The sequence below is a fragment of the Haloarcula sp. Atlit-120R genome (assembly GCF_003665885.1).
In the GTDB taxonomy this organism is placed as follows: Archaea; Halobacteriota; Halobacteria; order Halobacteriales; family Haloarculaceae; genus Haloarcula; species Haloarcula taiwanensis.
In genome coordinates, this window is record NZ_QPLN01000001.1 from 914,368 (window position 1) to 931,771 (window position 17,404).

Genomic DNA, 17,404 nt, shown 5'->3' on the forward strand with positions numbered 1-17,404 from the left:
TCGTCGCGGCGCTACTCCTCGATGGGGGCGAATCGGTGCCGGACGACCTCGCTGTCGTCGTCCCACTCGAAACTGCCGTGGACTTTCTTCATGCGCTCCTTGTACGCGTCGAGGTCCTCCGACCCCTCACGCTGTGCGTCCTCGTCGGTCATGTCGCCCAGTGTCCGGTGGGTTACGTCTGTTACCTCGAATTCGGTGCCGTCTATCTCGAAGGTGTCACCCTCGTCAGCGTACTGGTGGCCACGGTGCATCTGGGTGACTCGCCCCTCGGCAGCCATCTGCTGGACGTGGTCGTTGGGGAGAATCTCGCCGGCGTCAATCTGTGCCATATCAGAACTGTGTCCGGGACGCTGAAAAGCGTGACTCGCAACAGTTTGGGCGCGATTGAACGCGCTTTTACGCTCCGGCCGTCAACAGAACCTATGAGCCATCCCTTCGAGGGTCTGCCGACGACGCCCACTGCCGAGGAGCTCGTGGACAAAGCCTTCTCGCGGGCGTCACGCGCCGGCGGGGCCAAGGACGGGAACGAAGCCCAGCAATCGATGCTGATGACGGCGTCGAACATCGCCTCCGACAACATGGAGAACGTGGTGACCGCGTGGCCGACGATTGACGACCTCGATCCCTTCTACGTCGAACTCGCCGACGCTGTCGTCGGCGAAGCCTACCCCGCGGACGACGACCCCGGTATCGACGCGCTGAAACAGCACCTGTCTGAAATCTCGTGGGCCGCCGACAAAGTCGTCGAGATCCGCCAGGAGTACGAGAGCCGCGTCGCCCGCGGCGACATCGACACCGCCCGGAAGCTCCGCAAGCAGGCCTTCGCCCGCATTGCCGACGTGGTCGAGGAGGTCGAGGACGACCTCGCCGCCGTCTCGACCGCCCATAACGCCCTGAAAGGCATCCCCGACATCCGCCCGGACGAGCCGGCCATCGTCGTCGCCGGCTACCCCAACGTCGGCAAGTCGTCGTTCGTCAACCGCGTCACGCGGGCCGACAACAAGATCGCCTCGTATCCGTTCACGACGACGCAGATCCGCGTCGGCCACTTCGAAGACCAGCGCATCCGCTACCAGCTCGTGGACACCCCCGGCCTGCTCGACCGCCCGCCGGAGGACCGCAACGAAATCGAGTCACAGGCCGTGAGCGCGCTTGAACACCTCGCCGACGCGGTCCTCGTGTTTATCGACCCAAGTGGCGAGTGTGGCTATCCGCTCGCGGACCAGCTTGAACTCCGAAACGCCATCGAAGCACGCTTCGACGTGCCCGTGCTGACCATCTCGAACAAGAGCGACCTCTCAACAGACGTAGAGGCCGACCACTACATGAGCGTCACCGAAGGCGACAACGTCGACGGCGTGTTGCAGGCCGCTATTGACGCGGTGGATTACGAACTCGAACTGCCGTTTGACGAGTAGCGAGACATAGCGAGACGCCAACCAACGGGAGGCGTCTCGAAGACTCCGAGCGAGGAGCGCGGCGACCCGCGAGGATTGCGGTCACCAACGAGAGGGGTCTCGAAAGCACCGAATGGGGAGCGGAGTCGCGAGAAAGACGTCTTAGTTTAGCTCGTAGGTGACACTGACAGAGGCGTCGACAGTGACATCGCCGGGCTGGATGCTCGTCCGCCCGCCGGCGTCGGCGGCCATCGCTTCCGCGTACACAACGGGCCGGCCGTGGTTGCTGGTCTGAATCGTGACCGCGTCACCGACGGATCGATCCTCCGCAGCGGCGACGACTTCGGCGTCCGTCCGGGCGTTATCCATGGCGGTCGTCAGGGCCTCTTCGCGAGCATCCTGTCTCGTCTCCTCGCTCAGTGAGTAGCGGACACCCTCGACGCGGTCCGCGCCGGCGTCGACTGCGGCATCAATGAGCGTCCCGGCAGTCGAAACGTTGCTCGTTTCCGCTTCGACAGTGTGAATCGCCACGTAACCGACCTGTTCGCGTCCTTCTCGACGCTGCTCGTATTCGGGGCGGATCTGGAACCGCGAGGAAGTCACGTCTGCGCCCTCACCTTCAAGAGCCGACACGATGGCGTCAGCATCGCCGCTGAGGTTGTTTCGCGCCGCTTCGGCGGTCTCACCGCGACCCACTGCGGCGACGGTGACAGTTGCACGGTCGGGCGTGCGTTCGACGGTCACGTCGGCGCTGACGCTCACGGTCGAATTCGTCGACGGCGCGACGGTCCCGGTGTCCGCGAGTGCGAACCCGACGCCGCCGGTAATGAGCAGTGCCAGCACGCCAGCGATTGCGAGTGGTCGTGATACCATACCGTCTCCGACACACCCAGCGGTATTTATATCGTCGAACGCTCAAAGTCGGTTTTGAGCGTCAGCTGTTCCGTTCGACAGTGACGTAGTGAACTTCCGTCGCAACGTCTCGACCGGCCGCGTTGTCAGCCACAGTATCGAGCTGGTCGGCAAGCAGTGGCTGCTCCGCGTCCGGCGGCAGACCGACAGTGACGACGACGCGGCGCGGCTGTTGGAATATCGCGGTGTTCGTCGACTTGACTTCGACCGACAGGACACTCGCCGGCGGGTCGACGCTTGCTTCAATGCCCTCGCGGATGTCCGACTCCGTCGTCGCTCGCTGGTAGGAGTCCAGCGTCACACCGCCCAGAAACGCTGACAGGACGAGTATTGAGACGACGAGGACGCCGATTCGTTTGACAGTCGCCGACCGCGCGTTGCTCTCCTGAAACCAGTGTTCGGGGCGGTACCCCTGATACCAGAGTCCGACGAGCACCGCGAGGTTGATAGAGAGGACGTTTACCAGCAGCAATACGGCAGATCCGAGACTGACGAGCGGCTGGCCCCACGCGATGCCGATGCCGATCGTGGCCGCCGGTGGAATGAGTGCGACGGCGATCATGACGCCCACCAGTGCCGTCGAGACGCCGCTGGTGAGACTGACGACGCCGGCCGCGCCAGCGCCGAGTGCGACGATCAGCGAGAGGAAGTCGGGGGCGACCCGCTCGCGTATCTGCCCGACAGAGGTCACGTCAGCGAGCGGCGGGATGACGTTGGCATGCCGGACGAGCAGGGCGAAGACAGTCGCGCTTGCCACGGCGAGTCCGAGCCCGATGGCCTGAAGTTTGACCCCCTGTGCGAACATCTCGTGGTCGTCGACGACGGTGCCGACGTTGGCGGTCATCGCCGGGCCGATGAGCGGTGCGATGACCATCGAACCCACGACGACGGCCGGAGAGTCGAGCAGCAACCCCGCGGTCGCAATAATCGCGCTGATGACCGTCATCAGCGCGTAGTTCGACATCGAGGGCGCGAGGTCGTTTGCTTTCGAGGTGAGCTCCTCCCGCGCGATGCGGTCCTCGTCTTCTTCCTCGGCGTACTTCTCCTCTAGCTCGTCGAACTGGCTGGAGATGACGGTGTTCGCATCCACGACGACTGTGTAGCCGTCGTCGTTGATACCAACGTCCCGCAACTCTTCGAGAACTGGTTCGAGTGCGTTGGTTGGGACTGGAAAGGTGACGACAGCGGTGAACTCCCGCCCACTCGTCTCTTCGGTGAGCACGTAATCGATGCCCTCCTCGGCCAACACGCCCAGAACGGCGTCGCGCTTCCCTGTGGGAATCAGTATCTGTACCAGCCGCACGGCTCCGGGTGGGACCCCTGACACCAAAAAGCCAGCTAGTCAGCCGGTCCAGGTTCAGCAACGGATGAAGGGACGATTGTGAATTCCGGAACCGTCGGTCCGCCCAAAACGAACGCGTTTTTCCCCGCTGACGGAGTACACGAGGTATGTTCGAGTCACGACCGGACCGGGACACCGAGGTGATACTCGTCGGCCGGTCAAACGTCGGGAAATCGACGTTGATGCGCGAAATAACGGGCCACACGTTCGATACGGGCCAGCGACCCGGCGTCACCCGTTCACCCAACCACTTCGACTGGGCCAGCGCCGATTTCGTTGTCAGCGATCTTCCCGGTTTCGGGTACATGAAAGGCGTTCCAGAAGACGTCCGCGAAGAAATCAAGACCGACGTGGTCCAGTACGTCGAGCGACATGCCGAACAGATTCTCGTCGGTATCCTCGTCGTCGACGGCAAATCGGTCATCGACATCATCGACCGCCATTCCGGCCCCGACGAAATCCCACACGACGTGGAGATGTTTCACTTCCTCCGAGAGATTGGCGTCGAACCGGTCGTCGCAGTCAACAAAATGGACAAGGTTGACGACAAGGATGAGCGCCTGAACGACCTCTGTGACCGACTCGGACTCCATCCACCATGGCAACAGTGGCAGGAGACTATCGCACCGATAACTGCGAAGCGCGGCGCCATCGAGCCCCTGAACGAGGCTGTCCGGCACCACCTTCACGACGCCCAGCGTGACGAGCTGTTCCAGTTCTTCTGAACAGCGTTGTTCGGGTTCAGGTCACTAGCAATCAGTGCTTAATTTGCACTCTCGTCGGAGTTGTGCTGGCAAATATAGTATGTGGATTACCGAACGCGCGGAGCGCGTATGGACTCGCCGGGATTTGAACCCGGGGCCTCTTCCTTGCGAAGGAAGCGATCTGCCACTGATCTACGAGCCCGCGTAGTCTGCCACTCGAACGCGGAGTTATAAAAACCCTGCGCGTGAGAGCGGCCTTCGATAGCGATTCACACTGTCCCGGCCAGCGGTTCGGACGGGCGTACACAACGACGCTGTCGCAAAGCGACAGTTTCCCCGAGGCTCAGTCCTCGAGGACGATCTCGATGGAGACGTCGTTGGGAACCTGGATGCGCATCAGCTGGCGCAGTGCCCGTTCGTCGGCGTCGATATCGATGAGCCGCTTGTGGACGCGCATCTCCCAGTGTTCCCACGTCGCAGTCCCCTCACCATCGGGGGACTTGCGGGTGGGAACCTCAAGCGTCTTGGTGGGGAGTGGGACCGGACCGGAGAGTTCGACGCCGGTCTTGTTCGCGATCTCCCGCACGTCGGCGCAGATGTCGTCAAGGTCCTCGGGGCTTGTGCCCGCGAGCCGAACGCGTGCCTGCTGGGACATGCGTTATCGCTCGTTGACGCTGAGGACTTTGCCGGCGGCGATGGTCTGCCCCATGTCGCGGATAGCGAACGAACCGAGCTCCGGAATTTCGGAGGACGGCTCGATGCTGAGCGGCTTCTGTGGGCGGACCGTCACGACGGCAGCGTCCCCGTTCTGGATGAAGTCGGGGTTCTCCTCGGCAACCTCACCGGAGGACGGGTCGATCTTCTTGTCGATGGATTCGACAGTACAGGCGACCTGTGCCGTGTGGGCGTGGAAGACCGGGGTGTACCCTTCCGTGATGACGCTCGGGTGCTGCATCACGACGATCTGGGCCTGGAAGGTCTCGGCGACCGATGGCGGGTCGTCGGCCGGACCACAGACGTCACCGCGTCGGATGTCGTCCTTGCCGACGCCGCGGACGTTGAACCCGACGTTGTCACCGGGCTCGGCCTTCGGGACTTCCTCGTGGTGCATCTCGACGGTCTTGACTTCGCCGGAGACGTCGGACGGCTGGAAGCTGACGTTGTCGCCCGTGTTCAGGATACCCGTCTCGACACGGCCAACCGGGACCGTACCGATACCGGAGATGGTGTAGACGTCCTGAATCGGCAGTCGGAGCGGCGCGTCCGTCGGCGGCTCCGGTGCCGGCAGTTCGTTGAGCGCTTCGAGCAGGATTTCGCCGTCGTACCAGCCCGTGTGCTCGGACTCGTCGGCGATGTTGTCGCCTTCGAACGCGGAGACCGGAATGAACTTGGCGTTCTCGGAGTCGAAGCGGACCTGGGTGAGGAGGTCCTTGACCTCTTCGACGACCTGCTTGTACTCGGACTCGCCGTAGTCGACGAGGTCCATCTTGTTGACGGCGACGATGAGTTCACCGATGCCCAGGGTGCGGGCCAGGAACACGTGCTCCTGAGTCTGCGGCTGAACGCCGTCGTCGGCGGCGACGACCAGGACGGCGTTGTCGGCCTGGGACGCGCCGGTAATCATGTTCTTCACGAAGTCGCGGTGCCCGGGACAATCCACGATGGTGAAGTCGTAGGCGTCGGTGCTGAACTCCTGGTGGGCGATGTCGATGGTGACACCACGCTCACGCTCTTCGGCGAGGTTGTCCATGACGTAGGCGAACTCGAAGCCGCCCTTGCCTTTCTCCTCGGCTTCTTCCTTGTGCTGTTCGATGACGTGCTCCGGTACCGACCCTGTCTCGTACAGGAGTCGGCCGACGAGCGTGCTCTTCCCGTGGTCGACGTGGCCGATGATGGCCAGGTTCTGGTGTTGTTCGTCGCTCATTGTTATCTCTCACGCGCAGAGGCGCTGTATCGGGTTTATTAGCTGGTGGTTCATAAAACGATTTCGAAAGCGTGTAAGCGTCAGGCCGTCGCTTTCTTGCGATTCGCCACGACATGGCATGGTAGTGTGGCACCCGATAGCTTGGTCAGGAAGACGCTGATACCGACAGTCACAGCCAGGATAGTGTTGTTTCGAGTGACAAACAGACGGGTGGCTGTGACAGACAGTGAATACAGAAACGGTGTGGCTGCGGTAGAAACCTTGCTGTCCCGTTATAGTCGGCCGATATCTGCGAGTACCGCGCTCGCCGTCTCTGGGCCGCCGGCACCGCGACCAGAGATGTTGAGCTGGCCGGCGTGTTCGGTCTCCAGTTGGGCGATGTTCCGGGTCCCGGAGACGGCAAGCGGCGCGTTGTCCGGAACGAGTCGCGGGCCGACACGGACAGACCCCTCGACGACCTCGGCGACGAGTCGGACGGTCCGGCCGTCCGCCCGGGCGAGTTCGAGGGCGCTGCCGGAGATGTCCTGAATTCCTTCTACCGCAGCGTCATCGAGCGTGTACTCCGTCTCGTCGTCAGCGAGGACGTTCGCGATGATGACACCTTTCAGCGCTGCGTCGGTCCCGTCCACGTCAAAGGTCGGGTCGGCTTCGGCGACGCCCAGGTCCTGTGCTTCCGCGAGGACGTGTTCGTAATCCAGCCCTTCGGTCGCCATCCGCGAGAGGATGAAGTTCGCGGTGCCGTTGAGCACCCCGCGGACGGCGGTGATATGGCTCGGGTCGAAGTCGTTGATAGTCGAGAGGACCGGCATCGCGCCACCGACGGTGGCCTCAAACAGCACGGACCCCTCGCTTTCCCGTTCCAGCGCGCGAACGTCCGCGTATCGTTCGGCGACCGGGCCTTTGTTCGCCAGCACGGCGTGGCGGTCACGTTCGAGTGCGGCCCGCACGTGGCCGAATCCCGGCTCAGCGTCGCCAAGCGTTGTCGGCGTCGCCTCGACGAGCACGTCGTACTCGGCCGAGAGCGCGGCCTCAGGTGCGTCGGTTCCAACGACGCCGTCGGCCCGCTTCCGGTCGAGCGCTTCAGCAGTGTCGATACCGGTGCTGTCGATGACGGCGCTGCTGGAATCAGCGAAGGCAGTGACGGAGTGGCCGTGGTCGGCCGCCAGTTCGACGACAGCGGAGCCGACTGCACCGGCCCCGATGACGGCGAGTCTCATGCCTCACCTCCCGCAGCGAGTGGCTCAATGACGTGGAGTCCCTTCTCGTTTGCGACAGCACGAATAGCGGACATCGTCTCGTTGACCGCCCCTTCCTCCGTTGCCAGTCGGATGCGAGCACTGGAAGCATCGTCCGTGCCCTCCGGTGCCGACAGCGAGAGGTCGGTTACGGTCGCGTCCGTGGATTCGTGAATCCGCGAGAGCGTGTCAGAGAGATCAGTGTTGACGAGGTGGCCGGTGAGAATGATCGTCAACGCCTCGCTGTACTGCTCTGCCCCGGCCTGGATGACGTTGATGCCCGCGTCCCGGAGTGCGTCGACGATCCCGTCGAACCGTTCGGGGGTCGCCTCCAGGTCGACCTCCACGGGGATGTGGCCCCGCGGGGTCACGTTCCCCCGCTCGTGGAAGATAGAGAGGAGGTTCCCGCCGTTGTTGGCGATGGGCTCGAGCGCCCGCAGCAGTTCGCCCGGTTCGTCGACCAGTTCCAGCCGAACTGTGTAGGACCGTACCTCGTCGGTCGAGTCGCTCATCGCCCGCTCACCTCCTGGATGTCTCGGCTCATTGTGGATGACTCAGCAGGGGCATGTATAAGAAACCGTTCGTTTGGTCTCACGGGAGATAGCGGTCATACAGGTCATCGATCCACTCGTTGTACGCCTCGCCGCGGGTCGATCCCCAGGGATTGCGAGAGAAGTAGTACATCGCCGCGAACATCCCCGCGAGCGTCAGTGCCAGCCCCGTCGGCAGGACGTAACTCCAGATGAACGTTGACGTGCCGGCGATGACAGCAGCGACGAGGAGGTCCACAATTTGATGCAGCCGGTCGCTCATACCCTGCCGTTCGGTGCCGGGCGACCTAAGCGTGGGGCCTCGACGTGACAGGTGCTGACAGGGGAACGCTACGTTTTTTGCGCGATGGCGAAGCATGTCGTACGTGTACGCCCTCCAGTCACCTCCGATAGCGGTAGGTACGGCGGTGGTCCTCGCCGTCATCCTCGCCATCGCCGGCCTCGCCCTCGGCGCACTCGGTAGCGCAGTCGTACAGCGGCTCTCGAACCCTGTCGCCAGGTACCGGCAGTTGTACCTCGGGGTCCTGCTCCCGTTCGCCCTGCTGTCGTACGTCCTCTTTCGGCTACTCGGATTCGGCTACGCAGTGGTCGGCGGCGGGGGCGGAACGGTCGGAACACTGCTGGCGATGTTCGCGGAACTACTCGTCGCCGGCGGTATCGGACTCGCCGCCTATGCGCCGACCGTTCGGGGCGTCCGCAGGGTCCGTGACATCAACCTCTCGACCGGCCGGGCGCTCGTCCGGATGGGGCGGTACGTCTTCGGGCTGTCGGTTTTCGTGACGGTCGTCATCGCGCCGCTGGAAACCGGTCTGTCGCCGGTCGTCCTGCTGGCCGTCGTCGCCGCGCTCGTCGTTGCCCTGCAGGCCGCGGCCCCCTGGATTATCCCGGTCGTTCGGTCGGTCCGGACGCCGGACGAATCGACCGAAGCGACGCTGAATCGGCTCGGGGAGCGCACGGGACTGACCGTCCGTGACATCCGGATACTCGACACCGACCGCGAGGGGACGGCGAACGCGACCGTCCGCGGCGTCCCCGGATACCGCCGCCTGTTCGTGACGAGCACGTTCCTCGACGCGCTCGACGACGAGACGGCGACGGCCCTGCTCGCGGTCCAGGCCGGGCGACAGCAGGCCCGAGTGCTGGCCCGAGTCGTCGGCGGCCTGCTGCTCGCACTGGTCCCGCTGTTCGTGGCGCTGGCCGATATCGGCCCGTTGTGGCCGCTTGCCGGCGTGAGCCTCGGCCTCGCCCTGGGCAGCCTGTGGGCCACGCGCCGCGGCGTCCGGGCAGCCGACGACTACGCGGCCGACCGCCTCGGCCCGGACGCTGTCGCCGACGCACTCGAACGGTACGCCGCCGTCCACGACATGGAGCCATCGAGGCGACGGTTCGCCAACCCGTTCTCGAAGTCGCCGCCGCTGGGGAACCGAATCGACCGCCTGCGGGCACAGGCGGGAGAGTGAACGCAGTTCAGTAGCAGAACGAAGGGCGGTGAAAGCGCGGGACGGCATACCGCGCGCCAACGGCGCGCGGTTTCCCGCGAATCGCGAAGCGATTCGCGCCTTTTTCGCCCACGTTTTTGCGCGGGGGTTGAGGGCGCGTAGCGCCCGAACCCCCCGTGGAAAAAGGTGGTCTAGAAGTAGTCGATAGCCGGGTTCAGTTCCTGCTTCATGCCCTTGCGCTCTCGGATTTCGCTGATCTTGTCAGGCTGGAGGTTGTCGGCAAGGACCTGGAAGCCGGCGTTCTCGGTGTTCCAGGAGGCACGGCCCTCGGTGGCCGAGCGGATGTCGGAGGAGAACCCGATCATCTCGTCGACGGGCGCGACGCCCTCGACGACCATCAGGTCGCCTTCCTGGTACATGTCGTCGACGCGGCCACGTCGGCCCTGAATCTCGCCGCTTGCGGCACCCATGTGGTCGTTGGGCACGTCGATGCGGACCTGCTGAATCGGCTCCAGCAGCTTGATCTGCGCGTCGATGAGCGCGTTGTGGACTGCCTCGCGGACGGCCGGGATGACCTGGGCCGGACCGCGGTGGATGGCGTCCTCGTGGAGTCGGGCGTCGTGGAGACGGAGCAAGGAGCCCTGGACCGGCTCGGACGCGAGCGGGCCGTCGTCGAGCGCTTCTTCGAGGCCCTCGATGACGAGCTCCATCGTCTCGTTGAGGTGCTGGATACCCTTCGTCTCGTCGAGGAGGATGTTGGTCCCGTGGATGTGCTCGATGTTCTGGGAGTCGTCCTTGTCCATGCCGGCCTCCTGCAGCGCTTCACGGCGCTCCAGTTCGGGCATGTCCATCGACGCTTCGCCCATCTTGATCGTCTCGACGATATCGTCGCCGAGCGGCTCGACGGAGATGTAGAAGCGGTTGTGGCGGTTCGGCGAGATGCCCTCGACCTCGCGGCTCTCGCCCTGCGGGGCCTCGCGGTAGACGACAATCGGCTCACCAGTGTTGATCGGGATGCCCTGGTTGCGCTCGATACGCTGGCCGATGACTTCCAGGTGGAGTTCACCCTGCCCGGAGATGAGGTGCTCGCCGGTGTCCTCGTTGATTTCGACCTGGATGGTCGGGTCTTCCTTGGCGACCTGCTGGAGCGTCTCGATGAGCTTCGGCAGGTCATCCATGTTCTGTGCCTCGACGGACTTTGTGATAACTGGCTCCGAGATGTGCTCGATAGACTCGAAGGGGGTCATCTCGACGCTGGAGACCGTGGAGCCGGCGATGGCGTCCTTGAGCCCCGTGACAGCGGCGATGTTACCAGCGGGAACGCGTTCGACCTCCTCGCGCTCGCCACCCATGTAGATGCCGACGCTCTGGATGCGGTTCTTGCCCGCGGTCCCGGAGACGTACAGCTCCTGGCCCTTCTCCAGCGTGCCGGAGAAGACACGGCCGGCGGCAATCTCGCCAGCGTGAGGGTCGACACCGATGTCAGTGACCATCAGGACGACGTCGCCGTCCTCGTTGACCAGCCGCATGTCCTCGGCGAGTTCGGACTCGGCGTCGCCGCGCCAGATACGCGGGACACGGCGGGGCTGGGCGTCGACGGGGTTCGGGAAGTGCTCACACACCATGTCCAGAACCACGTCAGACAGCGGCGTACGCTCGTGGAGTTCCTGGCGCTTGTCGTTGCGCTCAAGTTCCATGATTTCGCCGAAGTCCATGCCGGTCCGCTGCATCGACGGCATCGAGACACCCCACTTGTACAGCGCGGAGCCGAAGCCGACGGTCCCTTCCTCGACGGAGACTGTCCAGTCCTCGATGTCGTCCATCTCCTCGGTCATGCCGCGGATGAGGTCGTTGACGTCCTGGATGACCGCGAGCAGGCGCTCCTGCATCTCTTCGGGGCCTTCCTGGAGCTCGGAGATGAGGCGGTCGACCTTGTTGATGAACAGCGTCGGCTTGACGCCCTCGCGGAGCGCCTGCCGGAGCACCGTCTCTGTCTGTGGCATCGCGCCCTCGACGGCGTCGACGACCACCAGCGCGCCGTCGACGGCACGCATCGCGCGGGTCACGTCGCCACCGAAGTCGACGTGGCCGGGGGTGTCGATGAGGTTGATGAGGTGGTTCTGGTCCTCGTACTCGTGGGTCATCGAAACGTTGGCCGCGTCGATGGTGATCCCGCGTTCCTGTTCGTCTTCCTCGGTGTCCATCGCCAGCTGTTCGCCGGCGGTGTCGTCGGAAATCATGCCGGCACCGGCCAGCAGATTGTCCGTCAGCGTCGTCTTTCCGTGATCGACGTGAGCAGCGATGGCGATGTTCCGGATGTGCTCCGGGTCGTCCATCAGTGTCTCACATTCTTGGACGATTTTCTTACGTCGGCCCATTATACAGCTTTCTATCAACAGCAGGGTCAAAAGGATAGTGTTTCACTACGGCCGTGACCGCTCGAAATCCGGCCGTTCGCGTGGCATGGTCTGGCATTCCGCTCGGCCGGTAGTCGGGAGCGTATGCTCTGCGATTATAATTATTTGCATACGGATGAGTAATGATTGCAAAGGTATTAGCGCCAGCCAGCGGACGGGAGCGTATGACTCGGCGTCCACACCTCGACACGATCGCAGTCGGTACCGAGACGGCGTCAGCAGCGGGGGATGTCACGCTCCCGATACACCTCTCTTCGACCTACGAACTGGCCGGCCTCGACACGGATCTGTCTCTAGAGGACATCGACCCCGGTAACGGAGAGTTCCTCTACTCGCGGCTGTCAAACCCGACCCGACATGGCCTCGAACAGGAGTTAGCCGCGCTCGAAGGCGGAGAGCGGGCCTATGCCTTCAGCTCTGGGACGGCGGCCGTTGCGACAGCGGTACTCTCACTGGTCGAACCGGGCGACCACGTCGTTGCATTTGACGACCTGTACGCGGGCACGCGACGGATGTTCGAAACGCTGTTCCGGGACCAGCTTGGCGTTGACGTGGAGTTCGTCGACGCGACTGATGCCGACGCTGTCGCGGCTGCGATGACGCCGGAAACGGAGTTAGTCTGGGTCGAGACCCCGACGAACCCGCGTATCAAGCTGTGTGACATCGACGCGATTGCGGCCGTCGCCGCCGACTACGACGCGACGGTCGGCGTCGACAACACCTTCGCGAGTCCGTACTTCCAGCAGCCGCTGTCGCTCGGTGCGGACCTCGTGGTCCACAGCACAACGAAGTACCTCAACGGCCACAGCGATGCCGTCGGCGGCGCGCTGATTACCGACGACCCCGAGGTGGCCGAACGAGTGGAGTTCCGCCAGCAGATTGCACTCGGGAACATGCTCGCCCCGTTCGACAGCTATCTCATCTCGCGAGGCATCAAGACGCTGGGCGTCCGAATGACTCGTCACGAGAGCAATGCCATGGCCCTCGCGCAGTACCTTGACGACCACGAGCGCGTCGAAACGGTCCACTATCCCGGACTGGAGAGTCACCCACAGCACGAACTGGCTCGCGAACAGATGCAGGGCTTTGGCGGCGTACTCTCGTTCGAACTGGCCGGAGATATGGCCGACGCCAAGCGCTTTCTCGAAGCATTAGAGACGGTGACGCTGGCAGTCAGCCTCGGCGGCGTCGAGAGCCTGGCGGAACTTCCGGCGGCGATGACCCACGAACCACTCTCACCGGCGGCACGGGACGAACTGGGCATCTCTGATACGCTCATCCGCCTTTCCGTCGGTATCGAAGATGTCGAAGACCTCAGGGCCGATCTGGAACGCGGTTTCGCGGCGCTTGAGTACTGAGCGCTGCGTGCGAACGCTGCCCCCACCCGTGCATTAATAGCGCTGCGCCCCGTGGCATAGTGACACATGGACGTGCACGTGCAGGGTGGGCCGGCCGAACCGTTTCTCGGAGCGAAGGACCTCTTCTCGACGGAACACGACCTGAAACGACCAGTGACTGTCCGGGTCCGAGAGGACCCCGATGAGCGCACCCGCGTTAGCCACAGCGACGACGCCCACCGGCTAACAATCTCCCGCCAAGCCGCCACGAGCGCAATGGCCCGCGAACTGGCGTTACACGAGTACGCGCATATGCACCACCACGAACGCGGACATCCGTCACACACCCAGTCGACACGGGAAGCCATCTATCTCGCGCTGGCGGGGCGTTCGGTCGAACAGCGAAAACTCACGCACTGTTACCAGATCGCCAACCACATGAAAGACGTCTACGCCGACGATATCTGGATGCCGGTGGTGCCCGGAGACAAGCTGGTGCCGTTTCTGGAAGCCAGTCTCGCGGCTGCCGTCGCAGACCGACCCGGTGACCCACCGACATGGGACCGCTCGACATCGTCGACCCGGGTTCGACAGCCGGGTGAACCGGCCGCGCGGCTGACGCCGGCTGCAGACCCGGATATCACGGCCGTCAACGCAGCGTTCGCTCTTGCGCTGTGTGAACGCCACAATCTGGTCGAGACAGACCACCGGCTGTACGACCTCGCGCATGCCGCGGCACAGGACGCCGAATCGGTCGACCTTGCGGAGTTCAAGCGCCACTTCGCAGCACTCTCGCCCGAACCGGACGAGTCCGAGTTCCGGAAGGCGCTCGTCGACGTGACTCGCGCATACGCCGGTGGCGGCGGCCGCGCGGCGGATTGAAACCACCTGTCCCGGGCAACCGATCCAACGGCGGTCGGCAGTACCACACGTTCGGTAAGGTCTCATCGACATTGGCTGCCGGTTCGGTCATACGCGAACGCGAGCTAACTGCCAGAACTGTTTTTGCGTGGACCTGTGAACTAGTTGACTATGACTGAGGCGCTCCGCGGCCGGCACCCGGGCCGGGAAACCGATGTCGTCGGCGACCGGATTCGGGTGTTACACATCGACGACGACCCCGACTTCGTGGCTGTCGCAGCGGATTCCCTAGAGGCCGCGGATGACCGGATCTCCGTCGAAACCGCGACCAGCGCACGGGACGGACTCGACCGACTCGCGGAAAACGGGTTCGACGCTGTCGTCTCCGACTACGATATGCCGAGGATGAACGGCATCGAACTGCTCGATGCGATTCGGGAGACGAACCCAGATCTGCCGTTCATTCTGTTCACCGGGAAAGGGAGCGAAGAGGTAGCCAGCGAGGCGATCTCGATGGGCGTTACCGACTATCTGCAGAAGTCGTTCGGCGTCGAGGTGTACGAACTGCTGGCCAACCGCATCGAAAACGCGGTCTCCGAGTACCGCGCGAAGCGACAGGCCGCCGAGTCAGAGCGCCGCGTCCGAGAACTCACGGAAGCAACCAACGATATCCTCTGGGAGTTTACCGCCGACTTGAGCGAGGTCCTTGTTATCAACTCCGCCTACGAGGACATCTGGGGGCGGTCAGTGACCAAGCTCCGTGACAACCCGTACGACTTCCTGAATGGGATCCACCCTGAGGACCGCGAGCGGATGAAAGACGCGATGCGGTGCCTCACCAACGGCGAGTCGGCCGATGTCGAATGCCGCGTCAACGAAGCGGAGGAGTACCAGCGCTGGGTCTGGATACAGGGTGAGCCGATCACCAACGACGCCGGTGAGATAGTTCGCGTGGCCGGCTTCGCTCGTGATATCACCGAGCGGCGGAACCGCGAGCGTGAACTCGAAGCCACAAAGAACCAGCTCGCGGAGCACAACCAGACGCTCCGGACGCTCTACGAGATCAGCGCCGACCCCGACGCTACCCTCGATGAGAAGATCCAGGCGGTTCTGGACCTGGGCCGGGAGCGCCTCGGGACCGCCGGCGCGTTCCTGTCTTCGAACGATACTGACCGCAACGAGTTCACCATCCGCTATGCGAGCGGGAGTGACGAGCGGCTCAAACCGGGAACAGTCACGCCGCTGTCGGAGTCGTACTACCGGAAGATGGCCGACACAGAGGGCATCATGGCAATCGCAGAAGCGTCCGAGGAGGGCTGGGTGTCCGACCCGGCATACGAGCGCTGGGAGTTCGAGACGTACATCAGCGGCGAGGTCCGTGTCTATGACACGTATTCGGGGACGCTCTGTTTCGTCGACCGATCGCCCCGCGAGACACCCTTCACCGAGGATGAGAAGACGTTCGTTCATCTCGCGGCGCAGTGGGTGAGCTACGAACTCGAACGGCAGCAGCGCGAGGAGCGCCTCGAACGGTACAAAGAGTACACCGACGACATGCTGGATGCTATCGACGACGTGTTCTACGTCCTCGACAGCGACGGCCACTTCCGGCGCTGGAACGAGAGTCTGCTCAACGTGACCGGCTACTCGGCCGCGGAAGTAGCCGGGGCCCACGGAGCCGATTTCTTCCCGGAAGAGCATCGAGATGTTGTTCTAGCCGCGATCGAATCGGTGTTCGAGGGAGACACCACCCGCGTGGAGGTCCCGTTTATTACTAAATCCGGAGACCGGATTCCCTACGAGTTCACAGCAACCCGCGTCGAGGACCCCGACGGAAATCCGATGCTGGCCGGCATCGGCCGGGACATTACCGACCGAAAAGCACGCGAGCAGGAGCTTACGCGGACGAAGGAGCTCCTCGACCAGGCACAACGGATTGCAAGCGTCGGCGGCTGGGAGGTAGACGTGACAACCGATCCGCCGGCGATGACAGTGACACGCGAGTTCTACCGGATACACGAACTGCCTCCGGACGACGAACTGACCCTCGAATCCATCATCGACCTGTACCACACCGATGACAGAGACACTATCAGGGCGGAGTTCCAGCGGGCGATAGAAACGGCCGAGGGGTACGATATGGAGGTGCGTACAGGGGACGACGACAACTACCGGTGGGTCCGCGCGCTGTGTGAGCCAGTCACCGAGAACGGCGACGTTGTCAAGCTCCGGGGCTCGGTCCAGGACATCACCGACCGAAAACTGCGGGAGCGCGAACTGGAGGAGGCGCGCGAGCGGATGGAGATCGCGCTAGAAACCACCAATGCGGTCGTCTGGGACCGCGAGTTCGAGTCCGGCGACCTGGCGTACTACCCCGGGTCGGAGACGCTGTATGGTACTGACATCGAGTCGCTGGACGAGTTTCTACCGATGGTCCACCCAGAGGACCAGGCGGACGTGGCGGCCCGCATCGAATCGGCAACCGAGACCGGCATGTACGAAGCCGAGTTCCGAATCGTCCGTGAGGGTGAGATTCGGTGGATGGAAGCAAAGGGCCGCGTCGAATCCGACGGCGACGGGACGCCGGTCCGGGCAATCGGTATCGACCGAGACATCACCGAGCGCAAGCGCCGCGAGCAGGAACTGGAGGAGACGAACGAACGCCTCGAAGAGTTCACTAGCATCGTCAGCCACGACCTCAGGAACCCACTCTCCGTCGCCGAGGGCCGAATCGAACTGGCCCGGCAAGAGGACAGCAGCGAACACCTCGACAGCGCCAGCGACGCGCTCGCGCGGATGCGGACACTCATTGACGACCTGCTCGCGGCCGCACGCGACGAGCAGTCGGTTGATGCCGGCGTCGTGGCGCTTGCGGACACGGCCGAGCAGTGCTGGCACAACGTCGAAACCGGCGGCGCTGAACTTACTGTCGAGGCCGACGCTGTCATTCGTGCCGACGGAAGCCGACTGGAACAACTGCTCGAAAACCTGTTCAGCAACAGTGTCGAACACGGCGGCGATGACGTGACAGTCACCATCGGAGGGCTTGAGAACGGCTTCTACGTCGAGGACGACGGCGATGGTATCGACGAGGAAAACCGATCGCGCGTGTTCGAGACGGGCTACTCGACATCGGACGACGGCACTGGCTTCGGGCTCTGGATTGTCGCGGAGATCGCCGACGCCCACGACTGGACGGTGACCATCGACGAGGGGAGCGAGGGCGGCGCACGGTTCGAGATTACCGGTGTCGATATCGTGGAGTGAAAGCACGTATATCAAACC

15 protein-coding genes and 1 tRNA gene are annotated in these 17,404 nt (G+C 63.6%); 6 read left to right on the forward strand and 10 right to left on the reverse strand.

Annotation, left to right across the window (positions count from 1 at the left end):
• Positions 1-11 precede the first annotated feature (11 nt).
• Positions 12-329: an ASCH domain-containing protein gene (locus DVK01_RS04760; protein ID WP_121511798.1), complete on the reverse strand. Its 318-nt coding sequence runs from the start codon at positions 327-329 to the stop codon at positions 12-14.
• Between the two features lie 93 nt (positions 330-422).
• Between DVK01_RS04760 and DVK01_RS04765 the strand changes: the two genes are divergently transcribed.
• A complete protein-coding gene (locus DVK01_RS04765; protein WP_101351138.1) occupies positions 423-1,418 on the forward strand; it encodes a GTPase in 996 nt (331 codons plus the stop codon).
• A 141-nt stretch (positions 1,419-1,559) separates the two neighbouring features.
• Here DVK01_RS04765 and DVK01_RS04770 read toward each other — a convergent pair whose 3' ends face one another.
• Complete coding sequence (locus tag DVK01_RS04770) at positions 1,560-2,270, reverse strand: SIMPL domain-containing protein (RefSeq protein WP_121535645.1); 711 nt, start codon at positions 2,268-2,270, stop codon at positions 1,560-1,562.
• A 61-nt stretch (positions 2,271-2,331) separates the two neighbouring features.
• Entirely contained in the window at positions 2,332-3,612 is a 1,281-nt protein-coding gene (locus tag DVK01_RS04775; protein ID WP_101351140.1) for a TIGR00341 family protein, read from the reverse strand.
• A gap of 146 nt (positions 3,613-3,758) precedes the next feature.
• On the opposite strand from DVK01_RS04775, the gene engB reads away from it, so the two are divergent.
• A complete protein-coding gene (gene engB, locus DVK01_RS04780; RefSeq protein WP_101351141.1) occupies positions 3,759-4,376 on the forward strand; it encodes a GTP-binding protein EngB in 618 nt (205 codons plus the stop codon).
• A 109-nt stretch (positions 4,377-4,485) separates the two neighbouring features.
• Here engB and DVK01_RS04785 read toward each other — a convergent pair.
• The 6 genes from DVK01_RS04785 to DVK01_RS04810 all read right to left on the reverse strand — a co-directional run bounded on the left by DVK01_RS04785 (position 4,486) and on the right by DVK01_RS04810 (position 8,327).
• Positions 4,486-4,557 (reverse strand) — tRNA-Ala (locus DVK01_RS04785).
• Positions 4,558-4,698: 141 nt separating this feature from the next.
• On the reverse strand, positions 4,699-5,010 hold the full coding sequence (rpsJ, locus tag DVK01_RS04790) for a 30S ribosomal protein S10 (protein WP_004515425.1): 312 nt from the start codon (positions 5,008-5,010) through the stop codon (positions 4,699-4,701).
• 3 nt (positions 5,011-5,013) lie between these two features.
• Positions 5,014-6,279, reverse strand: coding sequence for a translation elongation factor EF-1 subunit alpha (gene tuf, locus DVK01_RS04795; protein WP_101351159.1), 1,266 nt, complete (start codon positions 6,277-6,279; stop codon positions 5,014-5,016).
• 272 nt (positions 6,280-6,551) lie between these two features.
• A complete protein-coding gene (locus DVK01_RS04800; protein WP_101351160.1) occupies positions 6,552-7,496 on the reverse strand; it encodes a homoserine dehydrogenase in 945 nt (314 codons plus the stop codon).
• Positions 7,493-8,026 carry an amino acid-binding protein gene (locus DVK01_RS04805; protein ID WP_101351161.1) on the reverse strand — a complete coding sequence of 178 codons (534 nt, stop codon included), beginning with the start codon at positions 8,024-8,026 and terminating at the stop codon, positions 7,493-7,495. Before DVK01_RS04805 ends, DVK01_RS04800 begins: the two co-directional genes overlap by 4 nt.
• Positions 8,027-8,105: 79 nt before the next feature.
• Positions 8,106-8,327: a hypothetical protein gene (locus tag DVK01_RS04810; protein ID WP_101351162.1), complete on the reverse strand. Its 222-nt coding sequence runs from the start codon at positions 8,325-8,327 to the stop codon at positions 8,106-8,108.
• Positions 8,328-8,430: 103 nt separating this feature from the next.
• On the opposite strand from DVK01_RS04810, the gene DVK01_RS04815 reads away from it, so the two are divergent.
• Positions 8,431-9,525: a peptidase gene (locus tag DVK01_RS04815; protein WP_394337661.1), complete on the forward strand. Its 1,095-nt coding sequence runs from the start codon at positions 8,431-8,433 to the stop codon at positions 9,523-9,525.
• A gap of 170 nt (positions 9,526-9,695) precedes the next feature.
• Here the strand turns inward: DVK01_RS04815 and DVK01_RS04820 are convergent, their stop codons facing one another.
• Positions 9,696-11,882, reverse strand: coding sequence for an elongation factor EF-2 (locus tag DVK01_RS04820; protein WP_121535648.1), 2,187 nt, complete (start codon positions 11,880-11,882; stop codon positions 9,696-9,698).
• Between the two features lie 203 nt (positions 11,883-12,085).
• Between DVK01_RS04820 and DVK01_RS04825 the strand changes: the two genes are divergently transcribed.
• The 3 genes from DVK01_RS04825 to DVK01_RS04835 all read left to right on the forward strand — a co-directional run bounded on the left by DVK01_RS04825 (position 12,086) and on the right by DVK01_RS04835 (position 17,386).
• Positions 12,086-13,279: a PLP-dependent aspartate aminotransferase family protein gene (locus DVK01_RS04825; protein WP_121535651.1), complete on the forward strand. Its 1,194-nt coding sequence runs from the start codon at positions 12,086-12,088 to the stop codon at positions 13,277-13,279.
• A gap of 66 nt (positions 13,280-13,345) precedes the next feature.
• The gene (locus DVK01_RS04830; protein WP_101351165.1) at positions 13,346-14,140 is read left to right on the forward strand and encodes a DUF5781 family protein; all 795 of its coding nucleotides are present in this window, start codon (positions 13,346-13,348) and stop codon (positions 14,138-14,140) included.
• Positions 14,141-14,290: 150 nt separating this feature from the next.
• Complete coding sequence (locus DVK01_RS04835; protein ID WP_121535654.1) at positions 14,291-17,386, forward strand: PAS domain S-box protein; 3,096 nt, start codon at positions 14,291-14,293, stop codon at positions 17,384-17,386.
• Positions 17,387-17,404 lie beyond the last annotated feature (18 nt).